Here is a 21,782-nt window from a genome sequence, read left to right as displayed (position 1 = left end):
CCTTGCAGAACATAAAGCACTTATTTTAAAATGAGCCACAAAAAAAGGAGAGAGATTATGCGTTTGAAAAAAAGAGGGACATTTGCTTTAATGCTGGCTGCACTAATGTTGGTTATATCCGCCTGCGGCGGCAAAACAGAGACAAGCAGTCCGGCGAGTGGTGCTCAAGCGGATGCGGCAGCTGCTGAACCGACTCAACTGACATGGTGGCATTCGATGTCTGGAGCAGGAGAGAAAGCCATTAACCAGCTCGCTTCCGATTTCAATGCAAGTCACCCGGACATTCAGGTGAAAGCAATCTATCAAGGGAAGTACGATGAGAGTCTGAACAAACTGAAAGCATCTATGGGATCGGACAGCGGTCCGGACATCATTCAGGTATACGAGATCGGCAGCAAGTTTATGATCGATTCAGGCATGATTACACCAGTGCAGGAATTTATCGATAAGGACAAGTTTGACCTGTCCCAGCTGGAGCCGAACATTATCCGATACTACACGATTGATGGCAAACTGAACGCCATGCCTTTTAATACGTCTAACCCGATTCTGTATTACAACAAGGACATGTTTAAAGCAGCAGGTCTCGATCCAGAGAATCCGCCGAAGACCTATGAAGAGTTTGAGCAAGCAGCGAAAGCTTTGGCAAAAGACGGCAAGCCAGGTGCATCCATGGCGATCTACGGTTGGTTTATGGAGCAGTTCTTCGCGAACCAGAATGCAGATTATGTAAACAATGGTAACGGAAGAGACGCTGCAGCTACTGAATCCCTGCTGAACTCCGAAGCAGGTGTGAAGACACTGACGTGGTGGAAGAAGATGATTGATGAGAAGACCCTCTCCAATCTGGGCCGCAGTACAGACGATACAACCGCAGCATTTACGGCAGAGCAAATTGGCATGACACTGGATTCCACCGCTGGATTGCGCAAAATTGTAGAAGGCGCCGGCGACAAGTTTGAATTGGGAACAGGCTTCCTGCCTCGTCCGGCAGATGCCAAAGAAGGTGGCGTTGTAGTTGGTGGCGCAAGCTTGTACATCATGAACAACAAGTCGGAAGCACAACAGCAAGCAGCATGGGAGTTTATCAAGTATTTGGCGACACCTGAAGTACAGGCCAACTGGAGTGTTGCGACAGGATACTTCCCAATTACGACAGCAGCCTACGATCAGCAAGTATTAAAGGATAATATGGCGAAGTACCCGCAATTCCAGACAGCAGTCGACCAATTGCACGCTTCCGCTGATTCGACAGCAACATCCGGGGCTGTAATGGGCGTATTCCCGGAAGCCAGACAACTTGTCGAAACAGCGATCGAAACTGTACTGAATGGACAAGGTACGCCGCAAGAAGCGCTGGATGCTGCAGCAAAACAAATTACAGACAAGATTGCACAGTATAACAGCACGGTGAAGAAGTAAGGAAAAGAGCAGTGATTGAACATTGACTCCTTCAGGTACAGTATGGATGGTTTAGTGTAACAACAGGGCGTATGCGGCGATCTAAATCTGATTGTCGCATCGTTTTGCTGTGTCCGAATACAAAAACATAGCCCAATGTTTACAATGAGTTAGGAATCAGTTTTTATCCATTTATGTCAAAGGATTTTTTTGGTGATATCCTAACAGGAACCGATGTTACCTTGGAATCTACCGCAGTAGGTACCGTAGTTACTGCAAATAATACAGATTCCAATTATCTTCATTATACCGTTCCCATAACGGTAAATGATGCAACACTACTTATACATTGAAACCTATGCAGTAAAAGGTAGCTCGAAAATAGTGATGTTACCAATTTCATTTATACGATCAGTGACAACACATCATGACAATTTCAATCACGAAGGAAGAAGCAAATCGGAAATACCCCGTTTATCATTAAGATTGTAACTTACCGAGTAGAATCAGAGGTATAGAAAATATGTAAAAATAAGGATAAAGTGCATGGTTGTTTGTCGAAGTAAACGAAGTCACCGTGAAAAGAGGCTGCAAGTTCCATTTTTTTGCGACAGGTACCGCTGGTGGAGAGATCACCATTTATGCGAAAATAGTTCGACTGCACTAGAGACAGGCAAAACATACGAAAAAGTGACAAGTGTCGGCTTGCAGATCACGATCTGTAAGCCTTTTTTTTTACTAATTAATTACTGTTAATTTTCCCCATGAGCAGGTATAGTAAACTGGATTAAATGGAAGGAAGTGATGGCATGCAGGATCAGCCAGTTTTACTCGCATTAGTTGCCATTATCGCAGGCATATTCAGTCTATTTGGCGGGATCAAAAATTGGGACTGGTTTATGAGCAGTTGGAGGGCAGCGATCTTCGTAAAAACGATCGGCCGTCAAGGGGCGAGAGTGGTGTATGGCGGTCTGGGAATTGTACTCATTGTTATTGGCGTATTATTATTGATGATTGGATAAGTAATGAAGTAGAACGAATTTTTAGTATACCTACATAGTTCCATTCCGATTGGATTCAAATCAAGATTTAGCTGAAGAAAAGAATAGGTTACTTAGATTGTGAAAAAGCTATGCACACAAGAAGACCACCGAAATATTTCGGTGGTCTTCTTTTCCCAATTGAGGTTTGTTTATCTCAATCTGGTTTAACTGTCTTTTAAATCTTCAACGGATTTGATATCCATGTAAGTCGGAACAACCAGTCCTTGTTTGACCCCAGTCATACTGACAGCTATATCAACGATCTGGTCTCCATACGTCTCCCAATAGTCCCCATGTGTAAGCGGGAGCCAAACCGCCGGAGAAGCATCGATGTCGCCTGCTGCTAAGCCTGCCCACATGGGGCCAGCTTCGACTTGTAAGGCTTTGACTGTGTAACCCAGATCCGTCTCAAGCACATACTTCATTAGATTTGTACTTGCAATTTCAGAGTCCCATGCAACATAACCAAGACGTAGATTATCACCATTAACAGGAGTTAACCCGGTGGTCCATTCTTTAATTTGGTCTGGATGCTTTTCTGCGTAGGTCTTGGCGGCTTCTTCAGGCGAAACGCCCTTTTGAATGTCAGTCATGATTTCACTCATCTGATCAGCAGTCCAATTAAAACGAGAGAAGAACTCATAGGCAACGGGATGATCTTCCTTGATACCCTTACGTCCAACGGTGTGAACTTCCTCTGAATCGCCGAAAATTAAGTCGGGATCATCCAGATACTTCAGATCATACTGATTGAACATCCAATGTGGAGTCCAACCAGTAACGATGATGGGCTCCTCATTTTTATAGGCTTTGTCCAGCGATGCAGTCATCGCGGCTCCGGAGCCTTCAACCAGATTCCAGTTAGACAATTCATAATGCTCAATGGCGTTTGCCGTTGCTTTCATGAGGCCTGCACCCGGGTCAATACCAACGATTTGGTGATTAACCTCTTCGCCCACATTGGCATTTGCCGACGGAGCTTGGGAAGAAGCGGCACCTGTCTCCAAATCTGCAATGGAGTTTACTTCAGTCATGTAACTAGGAACCACGAGACCTGTGCGAACTCCCGTCATATTGGCACCCAGATCATCGACCTGGTCTTTATAACGTTCCCAGTAGTCAGCGTGCGTTAACGGCAGCCAAGCTGCTGGTGAGGCGTCTACGTCGCCTGAGGCAACACCTGTCCACATCGGTCCGGCTTCAACCTGCAGGGCGTTCACTTTATAGCCCAGTTTGTTTTCCATCACATATTTCAGCAAGTTGGTGCTGGCGATCTCGGAGTCCCAAGCAACATAACTGAGTTTAAATGCGTCGCCATTTACAGGAGTCAGACCTTTGGTCCATTCGGCAATCTGATCAGCATGCTTCTCGGCGTAATCAACTGCAGCTTGCTCTGGAGATGTGCCACCCTGAATGGCTGTCATCATTTCGCCCATCTCATCCGATGACCATTGGAAGCGGGACAGGAATTCATAAGCAACAGGGTGATCTTCTTTCAAACCTTTACGTGCAATGGTGTGAATTTCTTCAGCATCACCGAAGGATTTCTGAGGATCTTCCAGATATTTCAGATCATATTTGTTGAACATCCAGTGCGGAGTCCAGCCGGTGATAATGATCGGTTGTTCAGCTTTAAGCGCTTTGTCCAGCGTTGCAGTCATAGCTGCACCAGATCCTTCAATGAGGGTCCAGTCGGATAAATTGTAATCTTCAATAGCTTTCGCAGCGGACTTCATAATCCCTGCACCTGGGTCAATACCAATGATCTGATAATTGACTTCTTCACCTACAGCGTTTGCTGCGGTGTTGTTGCCACCGGCAGAAGAACTGTTACCAGTGAAGTATTGGGAAAAGCCTGCAACGAGCACAACGAGTGTAGCCGCTGAAGCAATCCACGCTTTCTGTTTGCCAGATAAACGAGAGGTCTTTTTGCGACCAGGCATGAACAGATTTTGTGTGAAACGATCGAGTACAATCGCGAGTACCACGACAGCCAGACCGGCTTCAAAACCTTTACCAATTTGAAGCTGTGTTACCGCACGGTATACTTCCGCACCAATACCCTGTGCACCAATCATGGATGCAATAACAACCATGGACAGCGACAGCATAATCGTTTGGTTAATACCCGACATAACGGTAGGCAAGGCGAGTGGAAGCTGTACTTTGAACAATTTTTGCATGGAAGTCGAACCAAAAGCATCGGCTGCTTCTACCAATTCGCCCGATACTTGTTTAATTCCCAGGTGAGTCAGACGAATGGTTGGCGGAATCGCGAATATAACAGATGCAATTACACCAGGAACAACACCCAAGCTGAAGAAGGTAACGGCTGGCAGCAAGTAGACAAATGCAGGCATCGTCTGCATGAAATCAAGCAGCGGTGTAATAATGCGTGCTGCAGTTTTGCTGTATGCGAGCCAAATTCCGACCGGTACACCGAGCAGGATCGAGACCAATCCTGAAGTGATAACCAGGCCGAGTGTATCCATGGATTGAGCCCAGTACCCCAGGTTATCTACAAGCAAGAAACCGATAACCGTAAACAGGGTAAGTGGCAACCGGCCAACAAGAAACGCCAGTACACCAAGTATGGCAATAAACAGGAGCGGATGCGGGAGCATGAACAGCCCGGAGAAAAATCCGACAACTTCCTGAATAACGACAGAAATTACATTAAACAATCCGGAGAGCGAGGAGCTCATCCAGTCAACGATGGCTTCAATCCACGACGCTAGTGGAATTTTGGGAATCATTCACGAGTTCCTCCTTTACTGCAACTTCACCGCTAAGTGCACCCAGCAGGGCACCGCGGACGATAACACCTTGCAGACGGCCGTTCTCGCCGACCACAGCGAGAGGCACATGGGCTGAACTTGTAATCTCAAACAATTCGTGAATCAGAGTTTCAGGTGGAACCGTTGGTCCATCTGTAATTAGAATGTCATTTAATGTTTTGCTCTCACGCATCGCACGGGACGCGTCTTCTGCAGTGATGACACCAAGCAGCTTCTTCGAACGGTCAATGACAAACAGGTTGGAAATACCACGTTCGCGCATTAATTCGAGGGCAACACGAGGTCCACGGTCAAGCGTAATCGTTTCAGGGCGCCGCATTACATGGGATGCAGTCAGGACTTTGGACAAGTCCACGTCTTCGACGAAGCGGGCCACATAAGGGTTGGCCGGTTGAATCATAATTTCTTCCGGAGTACCGATCTGCACGACAGCGCCGTCCTTCATGAGGGCAATACGATCGCCGATGCGCAGCGCTTCGTCCAAGTCATGGGTAATGAAAATAATCGTCTTTTTCATTTTATCCTGAAGCTCAATCAGTTCGTCCTGCATATCTCGGCGAATCAGTGGGTCAAGCGCACTGAACGCCTCATCCATTAAAAGTACTTCCGGGTCATTGGCAAGTGCGCGAGCCAGACCAACACGCTGCTGCATCCCGCCACTCAGCTCATCCGGCATCTTATCTTCCCAGCCTTTGAGGCCAACCAGTTCGAGTGAGGTTTTCGCTTTTTCCCGGCGAACGGCTTTATCAACCTTTTGGATTTCAAGTCCATACTCCACATTATCAAGAACGGTACGGTGCGGGAATAACGCAAACTTCTGAAATACCATGCTGATCGTTTTCCGGCGCACTTCGCGCAATTGTTCTTTGTTCATTTTACGTAGGTCCTTGCCATGGACGAGAATTTCTCCAGATGTCGGTTCAATCAGGCGATTGAACATACGAACCAGCGTGGATTTACCACTCCCCGAAAGTCCCATGATGACAAAAATCTCACCTTGCTTAATCTCCATGTTGACCCGGTTGACACCAACCGTTATCTGTTTTTCTTTGGCCAACTTTTCTTTTCCCCAACCTTGCTCCAGTAATTGCAGACCTTGCTCGGTTTGGGGGCCAAACAGTTTACTTACATTCTTTACTTCAAGTATGGTCATGTTTTCACCCCTTCTGATGTGTTGTGCACTTCGAACGGCTTTCAGCATCCACAAGCCCATACACTTGTGCGCCCAGCCACGAAATCCGGTAATTGTTGCTTCGCTTCCCGTCTTTCTGGGTAACGTTATAAATTGTAACAATACTTAACCAGTATATCAACCGAATAAACAGTACATAATGTTTGTACAGTAAAAACTGTACAAAGTTTTCCGTCCGAATGCTCTGTTTTACTCCTTATTATGGCTAATAAGCCGCCTTTACATTTGATATTGCTTTTCCTACAATAGAAAATGAGCTAATTCAAGCTGTTTTTGGTTAAAAGATAGTCGTAGGCAGATGCAACCGGTTAAGGTTCCATTTTCATACATTGGGTGAACGAAGCCCTCTGGCATATAGGATGTCCGGCCGGATGCTTTCCCATGTAAGCAGAATCTTGTATGGTTGCAATTATTTGTGCCAAGACTGGGAATGTTCAGAATGGAGGTTGCAAGCATGGGCTTGGACCATTTACAAGAAGAACAGCAGGCAACCGTTCTTAGAATCCGGAAACGCGTCATTGAAGCTATCGGACGCAATATGGATCTATACGGCGTTACGCTGTCCACGGGACACCTATATGGATTGCTTTTTTTTGCAGACAAACCAATGACCCTTGACGATATGGGCCGGGAAATGGAAATGAGCAAAACAAGCATGAGTACCGGCGTACGTACACTGCTGGATCTGAAAATGGTAAATAAGGTATGGAGCAAGGGCTCACGGAAAGACCTATATGAAGTGGAGTATGACTGGCACCAGACGTTTACGGATTATTTTGCGATCAAATGGAGAAAAGCTGTGGAGAGTAACCTTCAGGTGCTGCGCAAGTCAGTTGAGGAGCTTAATCGTTTGATTAAAGACCTGGACGAGCATGCAGATGCCGAACTTCTTCACATTCTAAAGGAAGACAAAAATAAAGTGTTGCAAGCGGAAGCATATTACAAATGGCTGGATCGACTGATCGACACCATGGAAGATGAAGAAATCTACAAACTGGTTCCGCGGGAAGAAATTCAAGACAACTCCTAGCACGTAACCAAAAGGCGCTCTCCTGAGATGGAGGCGCCTTTTTTTGCTTGTCTATTTATAATGAAGAAATAGGTCAGACATCTTTCCTAAATCGATTAGAATTGTACAATTAATCCGGCTTGAGATAGGGCAGCATGCTGTTCTGCGATATGTACAAGTTCGTCCATAATCTGGTGGCGTCCCGAAGGTGTCCAGCTCCTAATGAGCCAACTCGAAACATCATGCACATTGCCGCCCAATACAGCAGGCGAACGATTCCATGAGGACGTTTGTTTCATACGTCTGAGCAGTTTTTCACTAGCTGGATGCATCGAGAGGCGGTGGATAAACAGGTGGTCTGTGTCCAGTAAAGGAATGCGTTCCGCAGGGTAATCCACCCACTGGCGTTCTGGCGGAGCAATCTGTGCAGGTTTCAGCCTCAATTCGGTGTACAACAAATGACTCAGGGGATGATTGATTGTACCCTGGAGCCGGATCATTGGCGGCTTAACCTCGACAAGTGTAACTCGTTCATGATCGAAAAACTGCTGCAGACGTCGGGCTACATCCAGCGTTCTGAATGCGAGTTGTTTGAGATTGGCCAAAGCCTGTTTTTCCTGTCCAACCAGTTCGGCAATACGAACATGATGCTGCTTCCAGTCCTGGACGTGCTCAAGGAGAATGGTTGGCGCAATGCCTTTTAGCTTATCGTAATAGGGTGTATGGTGTGAGTCAGCAATAATTAGATCGGGCCTCGATTGACGCAGCTTGTTCAATTGCAATTTGAGCTCACGCTGCTGTTCACTCTCGCTAGGTTGCTGATCATTGAATCCGTTTATAGTCGCTATCGTTTCGATCCCGAGAGAGGACAAATGGTTCTCCAGACCGAGAACGGATGCCGTAGCTATTCGTAATTGATCTCTCTTCATATATACGCTGGGCGCAATGCCCACGGCTTGTTTGAATTTGCGGTTAAAATAATACTCGTTGCCGTAACCTACGGATTCAGCGACTTCTTTGATTGAGCGATGTTCCTGCTGCAGCTGTTTTTTGGCTTCGTCAATTCGCAGTCGATTCAGGTAATCTGTAGGTGACATGTCTTTGGCCTTCTTGAAGCTGCGGGAATATGAGCTCGGTGTAAGTCCGGCGATTTTGGCCAAATGGTCCATACTGATTCCTTCACCCATGTGTCGGTGCATATACATAATGCTTCGCTCCAGTGCAGGATCGACCTTCTCCTGGTTGACTTCAAGACGATTCTCGGAGATGTATTGCAGCAATTCGTGAAGCTGGGTGTGTATGTTGATAAAATGTTCCTGCTGAACGCCCTGATAGGCTGTGTATAATTGTTCAAAGCGCGACACCATCTGCTGTTCATGGCGAACAGGCATTGGACCTGTTGACCATTGGAATGGTAAACCGGGCTCGGAGGCCATGGTCCATTCACCCCGTACTTTCTGCAAACTTACCGTGTTCATGCTTAAGAGGATACATTCCGTAATTCCGGAGCGTGAGGCGGCCTCAATGGTTGTACCTTTTTCCAGAACAAATAATTGGTTGGTGTGAGCTGTGTGGACTTCATCATTAAGTACCAGAATACCTTCTCCTTGCAAAATAAGACACAGCATAGGCCGGGAAACCGTCATGCCATGCACACGGAAATTCTCCCCACGGCGCACACGGCACATGGAAGAGAGGAGTGGTAGAGTTGAGGTTTCAGCAATGAAGGGAAGCTGTTCATTCATACGGACCATCCTTTTGTCTCATTTTCTTAATGATAACAATTATCATTCTCATATGGAAGATGTTTTTGAAAAATAGTTGTGAGCATAAAAAAAGAGGTTACCGAGGGCCATAGGGCTCCAGGGTAATCCTCTTTATATTTAACAAAACGGGTTAGTTTGGTGTAACCAATAGGATATCGTCCAGGAATACGTCACTTAACACGTGGTTGCCTGTTCCATTTGCCTGAATATGATATAAGCGATAGAGGTCATTCGCGTTGACATAGAATATGCCTGGTACGCCATCTCTGAAATGGAAGCTGTCCCATTCATCGCCAACCAGTTTGGTCACTTTGAGCGCCGAACTTATGGAGTAGAGACCATTGTTGTTAGAGATGTAAACAAGTGTTGCCGTGCCATTGGTAAGCTGGTTCGAAACGTAATTGACGTTGCTCAAATTCAGATTGGCTGTTTTGGAAACCTTATTGCCGGAGACCGTTTTGGCGTACGCTTTTTTGTCTGCATCAATGATGACGGCCTTATCTGTGCCAAGTGCACTTATTTCTCTGATGCTCTTGCTATGGAGCTGGAATGTTTTGCCTGAGGTTGTAAGGGCAAAAGCTTTGCCTGTGGCATAATTGTAATCCTTGTTACTATCCAAACTGATGCCTTTGTTGTACACATAAAACGAGCTGCTCCAGCCGCCGGAATAGACCGCATTGACATCCAGTTTTGCTTTTGGATTAACCGCGGTGGCCTTTCCTGTACTGTAGTTCACTTTGTACATCACCACTGCGTTGGTTGAATAGTACGTTTCATAAGGATTGGTGTTCACCATAAGCTGCAGAGCATTTTTTGCCGGATTCATAAAATAGCGGCTCTCTACTGCACCTGCGGCAATTCGCTGCACCGCTCCGCTGCCATTGGTCGCTTTGGAGACAATCCAGGTATTTCCGTTAACAAGGGCGTTATAATATACACGACCTTTTATGACGGCAAGAAGTGGGAAATCGGTATCCGCTTTGTCAGCAATCTTTTTGACGGAAGAGGGTTCACCATCACCATTTGCACGATAGATCGAGCCTTTGGCATCCATATAATAAATGAATCCGTTATCCGTATCGTAATTCAGTACATTTGTTGCAAACGTCTCGGCTGCATCGCTTGACCCGTCATTCGGAATCCGAAGCAGTGTAGTGGAAGTTTCAGATTGAGTGTAGTAGAGGTGTGACCCTGCTGCAACAAGGTCAACGCCCTGGAAATCAAGCGAAACTTCTGTGGTACTGCTGCCATCCCCGGCTGCTTTGTACAATACGCCGTCAGAATCGTAATACACGGTGGATTGACTGAGAGAAGCTGCCTGTGCGGCGGTTCCTCCACCCAATATGGCTGCAGTGATCAGTGTAAACAAGAGAAATGTACTGATCGTGCGCTGCATGCCTGTAAACCATTTGTTCATAAAACCATCGACACCCTTCATCAATATGTATGTAGTTCATTCCTTAAGTTATATCGGTAAACTAGGGAATAAATGTTATATCCCAGACAGACCAAAACCTCAGCCTGAAATTTGATAAAGGTAGCAGTAGAATCAAAAACGACTTCGGGATTGCTCAGAATATAGTCTACTATATGCTTTTCCTGAGCTGTTAATTGTTGTGCATATTTCATTTTTGAAGCAATCTGTACTCCATCGTCATGTTCCATTCCTCTCTGCAACCGTCCCCTAGTACATGTTCTCATATCATAATCTGTCGTTTTTATTTTCTTAATCGGATCATCCACAAAACGGACGACAGTCTTGTTTGGGCTGCGGTCAGATCTGACTCTCAGCCAGCTGCTGGCGGCTGTTCCATAGCGTAACCAGACGAAGCAGTACGAAGCTGATGAGCAGAAGTGCGGCCCCGATCAGAAGAAGCACCAATGGGCTGATGAGCAGCATGCCGCTGGCCTGACCAGCAATGAGCGCAAGCAGTGGAATAACGACTAGACCTCCGAGCTGATATGCTTCCTGAAATCCACGGACTTTGGCCGAGATCAACACATTGAACAGAATAACCATGAGACTGCATGTCGGAACAACCCACAGTACGAGAATGATCCAATTCAGATTGGGAAACATCAATGTTCCAAACATCGGGTACATCAGGATATTGGCAATGATTCCATAAATGAGAAAGGTAATCCAGGACAGCATGATCGAAGGAATCAGAGCAGCAAGTACCTTGCCTTTGAACAGGGTATCCATGCTGATTGGTGTGAATAGTAGCCCTTCGAGCGTTTTGCGTTCCTTTTCACCCGCGAAGCTGTTGGCCGTCAGAATGCTGGAAGCCATCACTGGAATAATGAGAAACAGCGGTGCAAACATGTATAAGGCCAGATAATAGACGATGCGATGGTTATCCGTTGGCATGGAAGCCAGCTCCGGAATCTGCCCCGAACTGCTCAATGTATCAAGACTGTCGAGCAGGAACCCGAGATTTCCAATGGAACGAAGTTCAACTCTGGAGGCCATCCACATGAGTGCGGCAGGCATGATCACCCCAACAATGAGCGGAACAATCAACATGGGGAGCCAGAGCTGGATGCTGGCTGTGATGGCCCGGATATCTTTGCGCACAAGTGCTCTTATCGCTTGACGGTTATTCATGATGGTGTGCCTCCCTAATGGCAAAATAGATGCTCTCCAGATCACTGCCGATAATGCGGGCCTGATAAACTTGTCCATGCGTGGTTAATTCTCTCAGCAGCATGGGGATTTCCTCACGGGACTGGAGCTGAAATACCGCTTTGTCGGCGGAAATGACCTCCGGATTGAATCCTGCTACTATACTCCACCCTTCAGCCATGGTGACTTCCACCTCGAGTCGTGGTGTGGTGAGGTACCGGTTCACGATTTCCTGCTCGGAACCTTCCTCAACCTTGCGACCCTTTTCCATAAAAATATAACGATCACATACGGCTGAGAGCTGGGAGAGCACGTGGGATGAGACCAGAATCGTCATCTTCTCCTCCTGGTTCAACCGACGAATAATGCGCAGTACCATCTGGATTCCATCAGGATCCAGTCCATTGGTGGGTTCATCCAGAAACAAAATGGACGGGCGATGAAGCAGGACTCTCGCAAGGCCTAGTCGTTTCTTCATGCCTGTGCTGTAAGTGCCCACTTTCCGGTGCTGATACGCCTGCAATTCGAACAGTTCCACAAGCTCATCAATTCGTTTGTTGTGATTTTGTACACCAAAAGCCTTGGCGAAGAAAATCAGGTTGTCGCGTCCGCTCATATTTTCATACAATCCGCTCTGTTCGGTGAGTGTACCGCACATCGCCAGCACCTTCTCCGCTTGAATGGAGGGATTCAACCCGTTGATCATTACGGACCCGCTTGAAGCCCCGAGAACGCCGTTCATAATCCGGATCAGCGTGGTTTTGCCCGATCCATTGGGACCAATCAGCCCGGTAACGCTGCATGGTTGAATTGTAAAGCTGACATCACTCAGTGCCTGATGCCCCTTGAACTGCTTGGATATGCTGTGAACTTCAATCATTTGCCTTCACCATCCGTTCTGAATTTGAAGATATTACGTCCAGCCGGACAAAATCGTTCAAATGAATTGCAAAAAATATGATATCCAGTCTAAAGACCCAGATGGGAGAGGGTATTTTTACCCTAAAGTCCGGCAAAATCGGGTCTCAGGTTTGTTTTCAGTCTCTCTTGTTCATTGTATTGTGATAAAAAGGATGCAATATCCCGTTTCATTGCCAGCCATAACTTGGCAATAAAACAGGAAGGCCTTATACGTGTGATGTATGCCCTGAATATTCATCTAACGCCGGTCTTGGTTACCACCAGGGCCGGCTTGGCGTTGCCAGTTTGCGTTTCCAAGCGGCGGAGTGCCAATGTTTTAAAAGTACATATCTACTATTTTTCAATTCGTCTAACACATCGTATATACGTATACTGTATTGACGATCCAATGTGTTTGGACTAGAGGAAGGTGAGCGAAATGGCAGCATCCAATGAGTACCGTTTTCAGGTGAACCTGAGTGGTATGATCCAGATTTTATCGAATCATCTCTATAGCAGTCCCAAAGTATTCCTGCGTGAGCTAATGCAGAATGCGACCGATGCCATCACGGCACGAAGCGAAGCGGAGCCCGGATTTCAGGGAGAAGTGCGCGTGGAGCTGACTGGTGCAGGCGAGCAGTTAACGATGATGGTGGAGGACAATGGCATCGGATTGACCGAGGCGGATATACACGAATTTTTGGCGATGATCGGACAATCCTCGAAGCGTGGGCAGCAGGCCCTGCTGGACGGTGAGACTTCATTTATCGGCCGATTTGGGATCGGCCTGTTGTCCTGCTTCATGGTGAGTAATGAAATTGTCATGCTGACCCAATCCGCGAAGGGTGGGCCTTCGATGGAGTGGCGGGGCAAGCCTGATGGCACCTATACCATTCGGCAGCTTGAGACGCAGTTATCTCTGGGGACGAAAGTGTATTTGCGCTGTACGCCGGAGGCCGCTCATTATTTTGAACCGGCATATGTAAAAGAAGCCTTGTTCTATTATGGGGCCTTATTGCCTTATCCGGTGACACTGCAGAGCGGAGGTGTACAGGACATCGTCAATGCCGAGTCACCTGCGTGGCTGACGCAACCGGAACTTGCCAAAGGGCGCAAAGCGGAAGTGCTTGCCTTTGGTGGACGCCTGCTCGGGGAGACGTTTGAAGATTTCATTCCGCTGACAACGGCTTCCGGTCGTACCGGCGGGATTGCATTTGTCCTCCCACATGCCGTAAACCTGAATGCCAAGCGTTCTCACCGGGTGTATCTGAAGCGGATGCTGATCTCGGAGAAGGCAGAGAATATTTTGCCGGAATGGGCGTTCTTCGTGAAGTGCCTGATCTGGACAGATGAGCTTCAGCCGACAGCTTCGAGGGAACATTTTTATGAAAATGAGAAGCTGGAAGAAGTACGCACCGAACTGGGCGATGCACTTCGTCAAGGACTGGCTGACATGGCGGAGAATCAGACGGAACGTCTAAAGAAGCTGATTCGTCTGCATGCACTCTCGATGAAGGCACTGGCTGTGCAGGATCAGGCGTTTTACGCGATGATTCACCGCTGGCTGCCATTTGAGAGCACTTGGGGGCACCGGGAACTCGGGGAGTTAATGGATGAAGGAGAGACGTTATACTTCACCACGACAGTGGATGAGTATCGTCAGATTCACCATGTAGCCTCGGCACAATCCCTGTTGGTTATTAATGGCGGGTACATCTACGACAACGAATTAATGGCTGCGCTGCCGCTTGCGGTAAGGAATGTGCATACCGAGCGATTGCAGCCGGATCAGGTTTCGCTCAGCTTTACCGATGTACCGCCGGCGGAACGCAATCAATATTATGATGCTTTACGTCTGGCTGATGCTGCACTTCAGCGTTTCCGCTGCCGGGCTGAAGTGAAAGGCTTCAAGCCGGAAGACCTGCCGGTACTATTCACCCTATCGCAGGAATCTTCTACGCTTCGTGCATTGGAAAAAGCGAGTGAGGAGAGTACAGAGCTGTTCTCTTCCGTACTTGGCTCATTATCCGCTGGAATCAGCTCTGCTGGATACTCAACCTTGTATCTGAACGTGAATAATCCAATCATTCAGCGCGTGCTAACGACGCCAGATTCCCAAATGACCCCGATTGCGATCGAGATGCTCTATGTGAACGCCCTGATGATGGGGCATTATGCCATGAACCGACAGGAGCTTGAGGTGCTGAATCAGGGTATCGTTCGTTTTATTGATTGGGGTTTACGTGCAAATACGGATTGGAAAGGGGATGCCTGATGAATACAGAGATGGATTTCGAGGATTTGATGGATGAGGCCTATGGCTTGCCTAATGGAACTGCGAAGCTGGGCATGCTTGAAGAAGCGGCTCGAGTGGCTGACGTAAACGGCATGGAGGAAGAAGCATACGAAGCACGATCCGAGATTGTGGAGACAGCCACGTTCTGTGGATATCCGATGAAAGCTCTCATTGCTTTTTCCTGGCAGCTTGGCAAGTTTGATCAAGAGCCAGAGCGTTATGACGAAGAGACATTAATGTGGTCATATAAATGGATCTTGGGCGAACTCTCCAGTTTTCCCGAGGTCTCTCGCGATAAGATGATGGAACTTCTGGAAGACTTTGGACGGCGTTTCAAGTCTTTTGGCTACAGTGAGCGTTCCTACTGGTATTATCGCTTCCGCATATTCATGGATCTTGGCGACTTGGAGGAAGCGGGAAGCAGCTATACCAAGTTCAAAACGATGGACCGTGACTTTATGAGTGATTGTGAAGCCTGTGAACAGGATGAAATCATGCGCTACTGGATCCTGGTGGGAGACGATGAGAAGGTCCTGGAAGCGGCCAAGCCGATCTTGAAGGGACGGATGAGCTGTGCGGAGATTCCGCACCTGACTTTATCTGAAGTACTGATGCCGCTTTATCGGCTTGGACGGATTGAGGAAGCGGACAAGCATCAGCAGAAGGGCTACCGGCTGATAAAGGGTCAAAATGATTTTGTTCAGAGTTTTGCAGAACAGATGGATTATCTGTCACGAACCAATCCGTCGAAGGGAATCGATGTGTTGGAAGAAAGTTTGGTACTGGCAGTGGATCATGAGGACCCCTTTGCCAAAATGATGTTCTACGCCAGAGCAGCCCAATTGCTGCGCCGCTGGGCGGACGAATCGCCAGAATTCCGATTGCGGCTTCCTGCTTCCTTCCCGTATGCAGGAGATCCCGGAGACTTGCGCACATTGGCTGATTATTTTGCGGATCATGCCAAGGCAGCTGCAGCCAAGTATGATCAGCGTAATGGCAATCAGCATGTTTCTTCGATGTTGATCGGAGTATAGCTAAAACGGGATAAGAAACAGGCTTGTTCGAAGAAGGATATACTCCTTCCGAACAAACCTGTTTAACGTGTCTAGAGATGCGTTACACAGCGGTGATTCAAGGTGTCTCCGTATTGGCAGATGAAGGCTGTTCCTCAACAGCTTCATCAACATTGGAGGTTGCTGGTTGAGGCTGCTGAGCCATAAGTTCAGAAACAATCTTATCCGTTGGTTGAGTAAACAGTTGATACATGATGGCTGCCTCTTCTTGACGAATAAGCGGTTTGCGAGCAAGGACATCCACAGAGCCATCCTCCAATACTTTCACTTCGGGTCCGTGGATACCGAGCTTAACCATCATCTGGATTGCGGGTACAGCCCATTTATCCGTATGGCCAGCAAGTTTCACATCCTGGAACAGCTCATTCGGATATTGCAGCTGCAGCGATCTCCAGATCATGACCATGGCTTCCTGGCGGGTAATGACCTGATCCGGTTTAAACTGTTTCGAATCCGCACCTGTGATCATGCCGGATTCATAGCCGAGCTGGATGTAGCCTGCTGCTGGATGGTTGGCCCAGTCCGTATCAGCTGGCGGTGTTGTTTTGCTTGGCTTGAGTCCACTCATTTTCAGAACATCTTCAATGAATTCAGCACGTGTAACAGCTGACTTGGGTTGAAAAGCTTCAGTTGCATCATTGTCATAGTGACCGAGCGACTGTAATCCATAGATGGCCTCGGCATAAGGGCTCTCCGGACGAACATCCCGGAATCCCTGAGGCTGCTGCCCTTTTTTCTCATATCCCAGTGGATTGAGGTAAGGCTCCTTCATATAGATCGTTCCGTCTGCATTCTCCTTGAAGGCTGTGAATTGACCAGTTAACTCATCCTTGAACAGGGTTTCATCCACTTGAATCAGGGGACGTTGGCCCAGGAAGGCATCCGAAATACTCAGTTGTCCCGATTCTGTGCCGTCTTTCAGAGAGCTAACAATCGTGCTAAGTCTTAGATCGGCGTAAAGCCCAGCAAAGCGCTGCAGTTCTTCTGTGGATTGGGGTGTGAAGTCCTTGAATTCGACCGGCTCCGCATATTGCGGGAAGAAGGTCTGGATGAAAGCCGGGTAGAACAGATTGCGAAGAGCTCCCGCCTGGTTGTACGTAAGGAAGACGCCTGTATTTTGCTCAGGGATGAGGAAGAGATAAGAGCTGAAACCGACCAGGTCGCCTGCTTTGGTAATAATTTCGGGACTGCTGCCTGCACCAGGCAGCTGGAATGCTGCTTCAAATCCATACGTTGTATCCGGAAGTACCGGATGGATGGAAGAGCGATATTGCTCCATACTTTTGACGGTAGATTCCTTCAGAATACGCTCATTGTCCTTCACACCATCATTCAGGAAAGCGATCATGAAATTCCCAATGTCTTCCGCTGTGGACAGCATGCCTCCTTGCGGCATTGGTGTTGGGGAGATGGTGTACAGATCGAGCGGTTTATGTACCGCGTCATAGCCTGTTGCAAGCTGATCCTTGAATTTGTCACTCAGCACAAAACTGCTGTTATCCATACCCAGTGGTTTGAAAATGTGCTGCTGCATGTATGTCTCAAATGGTTCGCCGCTCACATTTTCTACAATCATACCGAGCAGCAGGAAAGAGAAGTTGTCGTACATGTAGGCGCTGCCAGGTTCTCTAACGACAGGAGGCATGTGCTGCTGTGCATATTCCTCCATGGTGACCGTTTTGTTGAAATCAGCGTGGATGTCTTCCTGCTGGGGATCCCGAATCTCGAATCCGGTGGTGTGTGTAAGCAGGTTTTCCACAGTGACGGGTTTGTCGAAAGGATTATCGAATTCAAGTCCCTTTACATAGGTTTGAAAATCCGCTTGCAAATCAACCTTGCCCTGCTCTACCAATTGCATAACGGCTGCTGCCGTAAATGTTTTGGAGACCGAGGCTACGCGAAAAGCAGTACTCTTCGGATCGACAGGTGTTTTGTCCTCTTGATCGGCATAGCCATAGCCTTTTTCCGCGAGTACTTTGCCATCCTTGACGACAACAACGGAAGCGCCAACATACTGTGCCTTGGCTTCGGGAGAATCGAAAAACGTATCGAGAAATGCTGATGCTGATTCGTTCGTCAGCGCTTTAGTTTGTCCTTTTTCTGTGACCGGGACTGCTGCGGTTTCCGCATGAACCGCTGGTGCCCAGAGACTTAACGACAAGATGAAAGCCATGAAAGCTCCTGTTAGCGAGGTGGTTCTGAAGCGGGTCCTTCGATTGGATAGATGCATGTAAACACTCCTTAACGTAAATTTTGGAAAAAAAACCTGATCACTGTGTATTACTTCCTATTGGCAAAGTAGGTTTCACAAAAGTGGATTGCGAAGTGTTTTTCTATCCATCCAGATTGCAAACAGAAGCGAATTAGAAAGGGGAGCAAAGCCGTATAGGAAAAGGGAAGCCAAACGGCTTCCCTTTCTTGTCATAAGCTCATGAAGCTTCTGCACATGGCAAAGACTTACTGGGCTCGGATAAGGGCCTAAGCGATTGTCGGAAAAATACGAGTGCAGATGCACCAATAATGACATACAGGCCTGCCATAGCATATGAAGGCAGAAAAGCTCCAATCGTTAATCCCAGGCTGCCGAGCAGGGCAGCTGCATTATAACTCATGCCATCTGCGGCCATATAAGCCGCCCGATTCGAATCGGGAATCATCCCGGCAAGAAGAACCTGGCGTACTGGCGAATACATGAGTTCGCCAATCGTCAACAGAATAGCAGACCCGATTAGGAGAAATGCCCAGTTGCTGAATGCTAATACGGCAAACCCGGCCGTGTAGAGACACATGCCGACTGTCATGATGGATCTGGATTGAAAACGTGCCATCCATTTCGAGAAGGGGATAGCGACCAAGGCGACCATTACCGTGTTGATGGCCATGATCAGACTGAACATGTGCAGTCCTGAAATGTCCCAGTGGAGCAGTTGGGCACTGAATTCACTTTTGAGACGGACGGCGATGTATTTATCCAGTTGGAATTCAAGAGAAACAGCCAGCACCGATGCAGTGAAAAAGACCATGAACCGTTTGTCCCTGAGTACACCTCCATAGGTCTTCAGCATGTTTTTCCTGATCGGGGTGGCGACCTGACTGGAGTCCGTTCTTTCCATAGTTTCCTGAATGAAAAACATTAGAATGAACAATGTGATCAGGCTCTCTGCAAATACCAGACTGAAGAGGACGAATCGGAAGGAGTCGAATAACAACCCGCCCATCAAAGCTCCAAACGTAACAGCTACATTGGTCGTCCAATACTGTAATCCGTATACATAATGTCGCTCATGTTCACTGCTCACGTCCACGATCATCGCATTAGCGATCGGAATGGTAATTCCGGAGCTTAGACTGCTAAGAAAAAACATGATGCAAGTCAGTTCTACCGAATTCAGCCAGGGAGAATTGGCCGCAGCCAGCGAGAACAAGGCGAACACTTGAACACATTGAGCGACAACCATCAATTTTTTTCGTCCAATCCGATCTGACCAGTATCCTGCGCCCAAGCCAGCGATCATGGAGGAAACGATATTGACTGTCAACAGCAGGCCTGCCCAACCTGCCCCCATCTGCACGCTCAGATAAATCGCCATAAAAGGGATGATGGATTTCTGGGTCAGGTCCGTAAAAAAATCAGTGATAATACGAATTTTGATATTGCGGTGCAAATCGGCATATTTCATCAGATGCAATTCTTCCTTCCCGTTGGTCATGTAGATGTTACTGAGTATAATGGAGGAAAACCTGAAGAAAAACTGTAGAAGCGTGTGAAAGGATTTCGTATTTTAGCAAGGATAGAAGGGCAGGAAATTCAGTGGAAGTAGCAGACCATTATATTCAATTGCGTATGACCTTTCCGAACGTTCACGATGAGGAAGAATTGCATACGACGATTGGTGAACTTGCACAACATTTGTGCTGCACCATGCGCAATATGAATCTGATTATGAACAAGTTCATGGATAACAACTGGATACGATGGAATCCGAAGCGCGGCAGGGGAAAAAAGTCTGTACTTGTCTTTTGTGTACCCTTGCTTGAGGTAGCCAGAGAGCGGTTTGATCGCCTCCTGCAAGGCAACAGGCTGGAAGAAGCATATGAATTGGCCGCCAGGCTGCCGTTTTCGTTACGGGAAATGTTGATGCAAGGATTACAGGACCAGTTTGGTCTTCGTTCCGACCAGGGTGCTATGGGAAGGATTGACACACTGCGGATACCACAGAACTTTCCGTTTGAGACATTGGATCCGACCCAGGCTGCCATGTGGGGAGAAGTGGGCATAGTGGCTGAGGTGTTTGATCGATTGGTACGTTACAATGCTGAGCGTCAGATGTGTGAGCCGAGTCTTGCTGTGGCATGGGAGAGCAACCCGGAAGGGACGGAGTGGACATTTTATTTGCACAAAGGCGTTCTTTTTCATCATGGCAGAGTACTCGAAGCAGACGATGTGAAGTTCACGTTTGAACGAATTATTTTGGATATCGACAATCCCTGCCGGCCACTGTTTGGCACGATTGCAAAAATTGAGACGTTTGATACTCTGACCGTACGTTTTGTGCTGCATAGCCCAAACTTCATGTTTCCGGATCTGATGAGCAGCATGTGTGCATCGATTTTGCCGCGGGATGTGGAGCCCGACCGGATGCATCCCATTGGAACAGGACCTTATCGTTTAACGCGTAATCACCCCAGACTGCTGGTTCTGGACGTATTCCCTACCTATTTCAGAGGGCGTGCCTACATTGATCGGGTTGAGGTGTGGCAGCTTCCGCAGTCCGGACTGATAGAGTCGGTGATCAAGCAGGACTTGTTTCCGGATGGACAGCCTCATGCAGTTCAGCATGAAGTTCAGGGCGGGGTGTATATGACATTTAATATGCGAAAAGAAGGTCCGCAGCAGGATATATATTTTCGCCGGGCTGTGCAGCAGCTGTTGAATCAGCAGGAGATGATGGATGCATTCCCGGGTACGAGCACACAGCCTGCATATAGTCTGGTACGGGAGCATTTTTGGAAACCAACGGATGGAGAAATTGTGGGCTGCTCTATACAACAGAAGCGAACGGAGCCATTGGAGTCCAACACGAGAACCTCGTTGATCAGAGCTGAGGAGCTGTTGAAACGAAGCAGCTACGCGGGCCAAACGCTGCGGTTATGGGTGGAGGATGGAAAGAAGATGGAGACAGACATGCTCTGGTTCGTTCAACGTTGTGAACAGATCGGATTACATGTAACCATAGTGCCAGGTGATCCGGTTAGTGCGGTATATCATGATGAATTCGGGTCATGTGATCTCGTATACACAGGAGAGGTATTCGATGAGCATGCCATGCTGGGCCTGTTGACCATGTATACCTTTCAGAATACGTTGTTCCTTGTTGCCATGGATGATGTTTGGAAAAGGGAATTGGATCAGGAGTGCAGGCGCATCGTAGGAATTCAGGATGGTGGCGAGCGATTGGCAGCATTGCTGGAGCTGGAAGCCAGACTTGTTGACGAGGCTTTGCTGCTCCCCGCATACAGTTTCAGGGAAGAACACGCCTATCATCCCTCACTCCGCGATTACAAGGTTGTCGGATTTGGGATGCCGGATTTGCGCCGTTTGTGGGTGAAACGCAAACCGGACGCCGAGAATGAGGAAACGAGTTATCCGGCTTACATCCCGCTGTGGTAAGGTGAGC

General features: G+C 47.7%; 14 protein-coding genes. 6 read left to right on the top strand and 8 right to left on the bottom strand.

Annotated features, from left to right (window positions below):
- Positions 1–57: 57 nt before the first annotated feature.
- Positions 58–1,422 (top strand): ABC transporter substrate-binding protein, encoded by a 1,365-nt coding sequence (locus AB3N00_RS11695; RefSeq protein ID WP_413034670.1) that lies wholly within the window; start codon positions 58–60, stop codon positions 1,420–1,422.
- 788 nt (positions 1,423–2,210) lie between these two features.
- Positions 2,211–2,423 carry an immunity 17 family protein gene (locus tag AB3N00_RS11690; RefSeq protein WP_413034669.1) on the top strand — a complete coding sequence of 71 codons (213 nt, stop codon included), beginning with the start codon at positions 2,211–2,213 and terminating at the stop codon, positions 2,421–2,423.
- A 185-nt stretch (positions 2,424–2,608) separates the two neighbouring features.
- Here AB3N00_RS11690 and AB3N00_RS11685 read toward each other — a convergent pair whose 3' ends face one another.
- Together AB3N00_RS11685 and AB3N00_RS11680 are read right to left on the bottom strand one after the other, a co-directional pair.
- Positions 2,609–5,200, bottom strand: a complete 2,592-nt coding sequence (locus AB3N00_RS11685; RefSeq protein WP_413034668.1) for a glycine betaine ABC transporter substrate-binding protein — start codon at positions 5,198–5,200, stop codon at positions 2,609–2,611.
- A complete protein-coding gene (locus AB3N00_RS11680; protein WP_413034667.1) occupies positions 5,166–6,395 on the bottom strand; it encodes a quaternary amine ABC transporter ATP-binding protein in 1,230 nt (409 codons plus the stop codon). The genes AB3N00_RS11685 and AB3N00_RS11680 overlap by 35 nt, the downstream gene beginning before the upstream one ends.
- Positions 6,396–6,888: 493 nt before the next feature.
- Here AB3N00_RS11680 and AB3N00_RS11675 point away from each other — a divergent pair, with 493 nt between their 5' ends.
- Positions 6,889–7,464 carry a GbsR/MarR family transcriptional regulator gene (locus AB3N00_RS11675; RefSeq protein WP_175398224.1) on the top strand — a complete coding sequence of 192 codons (576 nt, stop codon included), beginning with the start codon at positions 6,889–6,891 and terminating at the stop codon, positions 7,462–7,464.
- 95 nt (positions 7,465–7,559) lie between these two features.
- On the opposite strand, the gene AB3N00_RS11670 is transcribed toward AB3N00_RS11675, so the two are convergent.
- The 4 genes from AB3N00_RS11670 to AB3N00_RS11655 form a co-directional block, all read right to left on the bottom strand.
- The gene (locus AB3N00_RS11670) at positions 7,560–9,188 is read right to left on the bottom strand and encodes a helix-turn-helix domain-containing protein (protein ID WP_413034666.1); all 1,629 of its coding nucleotides are present in this window, start codon (positions 9,186–9,188) and stop codon (positions 7,560–7,562) included.
- Positions 9,189–9,339: 151 nt separating this feature from the next.
- Positions 9,340–10,626, bottom strand: a complete 1,287-nt coding sequence (locus tag AB3N00_RS11665; RefSeq protein WP_413034665.1) for a DUF5050 domain-containing protein — start codon at positions 10,624–10,626, stop codon at positions 9,340–9,342.
- Positions 10,627–10,983: 357 nt separating this feature from the next.
- A complete protein-coding gene (locus AB3N00_RS11660) occupies positions 10,984–11,817 on the bottom strand; it encodes an ABC transporter permease subunit (protein WP_413034664.1) in 834 nt (277 codons plus the stop codon).
- Entirely contained in the window at positions 11,810–12,715 is a 906-nt protein-coding gene (locus AB3N00_RS11655) for an ABC transporter ATP-binding protein (RefSeq protein WP_413034663.1), read from the bottom strand. The genes AB3N00_RS11660 and AB3N00_RS11655 overlap by 8 nt, the downstream gene beginning before the upstream one ends.
- Before the next feature lie 459 nt (positions 12,716–13,174).
- On the opposite strand from AB3N00_RS11655, the gene AB3N00_RS11650 reads away from it, so the two are divergent.
- Both AB3N00_RS11650 and AB3N00_RS11645 read left to right on the top strand, forming a co-directional pair.
- Positions 13,175–15,010 (top strand): HSP90 family protein, encoded by a 1,836-nt coding sequence (locus AB3N00_RS11650; RefSeq protein WP_413034662.1) that lies wholly within the window; start codon positions 13,175–13,177, stop codon positions 15,008–15,010.
- Positions 15,010–16,065 (top strand): hypothetical protein, encoded by a 1,056-nt coding sequence (locus AB3N00_RS11645; protein WP_413034661.1) that lies wholly within the window; start codon positions 15,010–15,012, stop codon positions 16,063–16,065. The genes AB3N00_RS11650 and AB3N00_RS11645 overlap by 1 nt, the downstream gene beginning before the upstream one ends.
- 97 nt (positions 16,066–16,162) lie before the next feature.
- On the opposite strand, the gene AB3N00_RS11640 is transcribed toward AB3N00_RS11645, so the two are convergent.
- Together AB3N00_RS11640 and AB3N00_RS11635 are read right to left on the bottom strand one after the other, a co-directional pair.
- On the bottom strand, positions 16,163–18,277 hold the full coding sequence (locus AB3N00_RS11640; protein WP_413034660.1) for a serine hydrolase: 2,115 nt from the start codon (positions 18,275–18,277) through the stop codon (positions 16,163–16,165).
- Between the two features lie 256 nt (positions 18,278–18,533).
- Positions 18,534–19,784, bottom strand: a complete 1,251-nt coding sequence (locus tag AB3N00_RS11635) for an MDR family MFS transporter (protein ID WP_413034659.1) — start codon at positions 19,782–19,784, stop codon at positions 18,534–18,536.
- A 131-nt stretch (positions 19,785–19,915) separates the two neighbouring features.
- Between AB3N00_RS11635 and AB3N00_RS11630 the strand changes: the two genes are divergently transcribed.
- A complete protein-coding gene (locus tag AB3N00_RS11630; RefSeq protein ID WP_413034658.1) occupies positions 19,916–21,775 on the top strand; it encodes an ABC transporter substrate-binding protein in 1,860 nt (619 codons plus the stop codon).
- The last annotated feature ends 7 nt before the right edge of the window (positions 21,776–21,782 follow it).

The organism is Paenibacillus xylanilyticus (assembly GCF_047246825.1).
Taxonomy (GTDB): domain Bacteria; phylum Bacillota; class Bacilli; order Paenibacillales; family Paenibacillaceae; genus Paenibacillus; species Paenibacillus xylanilyticus_B.
Note: the sequence above shows the minus strand (reverse complement) of the source record. Positions and strands in the feature narration are given on the sequence as shown.

Excerpts from the sequence above, each read along its gene's own strand:
- AB3N00_RS11680 (WP_413034667.1), bottom strand. The coding sequence starts at position 6,395 with ATGACCATACTTGAAGTAAAGAATGTAAGTAAACTGTTTGGCCCCCAA.
- AB3N00_RS11690 (WP_413034669.1), top strand. The coding sequence starts at position 2,211 with ATGCAGGATCAGCCAGTTTTACTCGCATTAGTTGCCATTATCGCAGGC.
- AB3N00_RS11655 (WP_413034663.1), bottom strand. The coding sequence starts at position 12,715 with ATGATTGAAGTTCACAGCATATCCAAGCAGTTCAAGGGGCATCAGGCA.
- AB3N00_RS11675 (WP_175398224.1), top strand. The coding sequence starts at position 6,889 with ATGGGCTTGGACCATTTACAAGAAGAACAGCAGGCAACCGTTCTTAGA.
- AB3N00_RS11670 (WP_413034666.1), bottom strand. The coding sequence starts at position 9,188 with ATGAATGAACAGCTTCCCTTCATTGCTGAAACCTCAACTCTACCACTC.
- AB3N00_RS11650 (WP_413034662.1), top strand. The coding sequence starts at position 13,175 with ATGGCAGCATCCAATGAGTACCGTTTTCAGGTGAACCTGAGTGGTATG.
- AB3N00_RS11685 (WP_413034668.1), bottom strand. The coding sequence starts at position 5,200 with ATGATTCCCAAAATTCCACTAGCGTCGTGGATTGAAGCCATCGTTGAC.
- AB3N00_RS11695 (WP_413034670.1), top strand. The coding sequence starts at position 58 with ATGCGTTTGAAAAAAAGAGGGACATTTGCTTTAATGCTGGCTGCACTA.
- AB3N00_RS11645 (WP_413034661.1), top strand. The coding sequence starts at position 15,010 with ATGAATACAGAGATGGATTTCGAGGATTTGATGGATGAGGCCTATGGC.
- AB3N00_RS11660 (WP_413034664.1), bottom strand. The coding sequence starts at position 11,817 with ATGAATAACCGTCAAGCGATAAGAGCACTTGTGCGCAAAGATATCCGG.
- AB3N00_RS11640 (WP_413034660.1), bottom strand. The coding sequence starts at position 18,277 with ATGGCTTTCATCTTGTCGTTAAGTCTCTGGGCACCAGCGGTTCATGCG.
- AB3N00_RS11635 (WP_413034659.1), bottom strand. The coding sequence starts at position 19,784 with ATGAAATATGCCGATTTGCACCGCAATATCAAAATTCGTATTATCACT.
- AB3N00_RS11665 (WP_413034665.1), bottom strand. The coding sequence starts at position 10,626 with ATGAACAAATGGTTTACAGGCATGCAGCGCACGATCAGTACATTTCTC.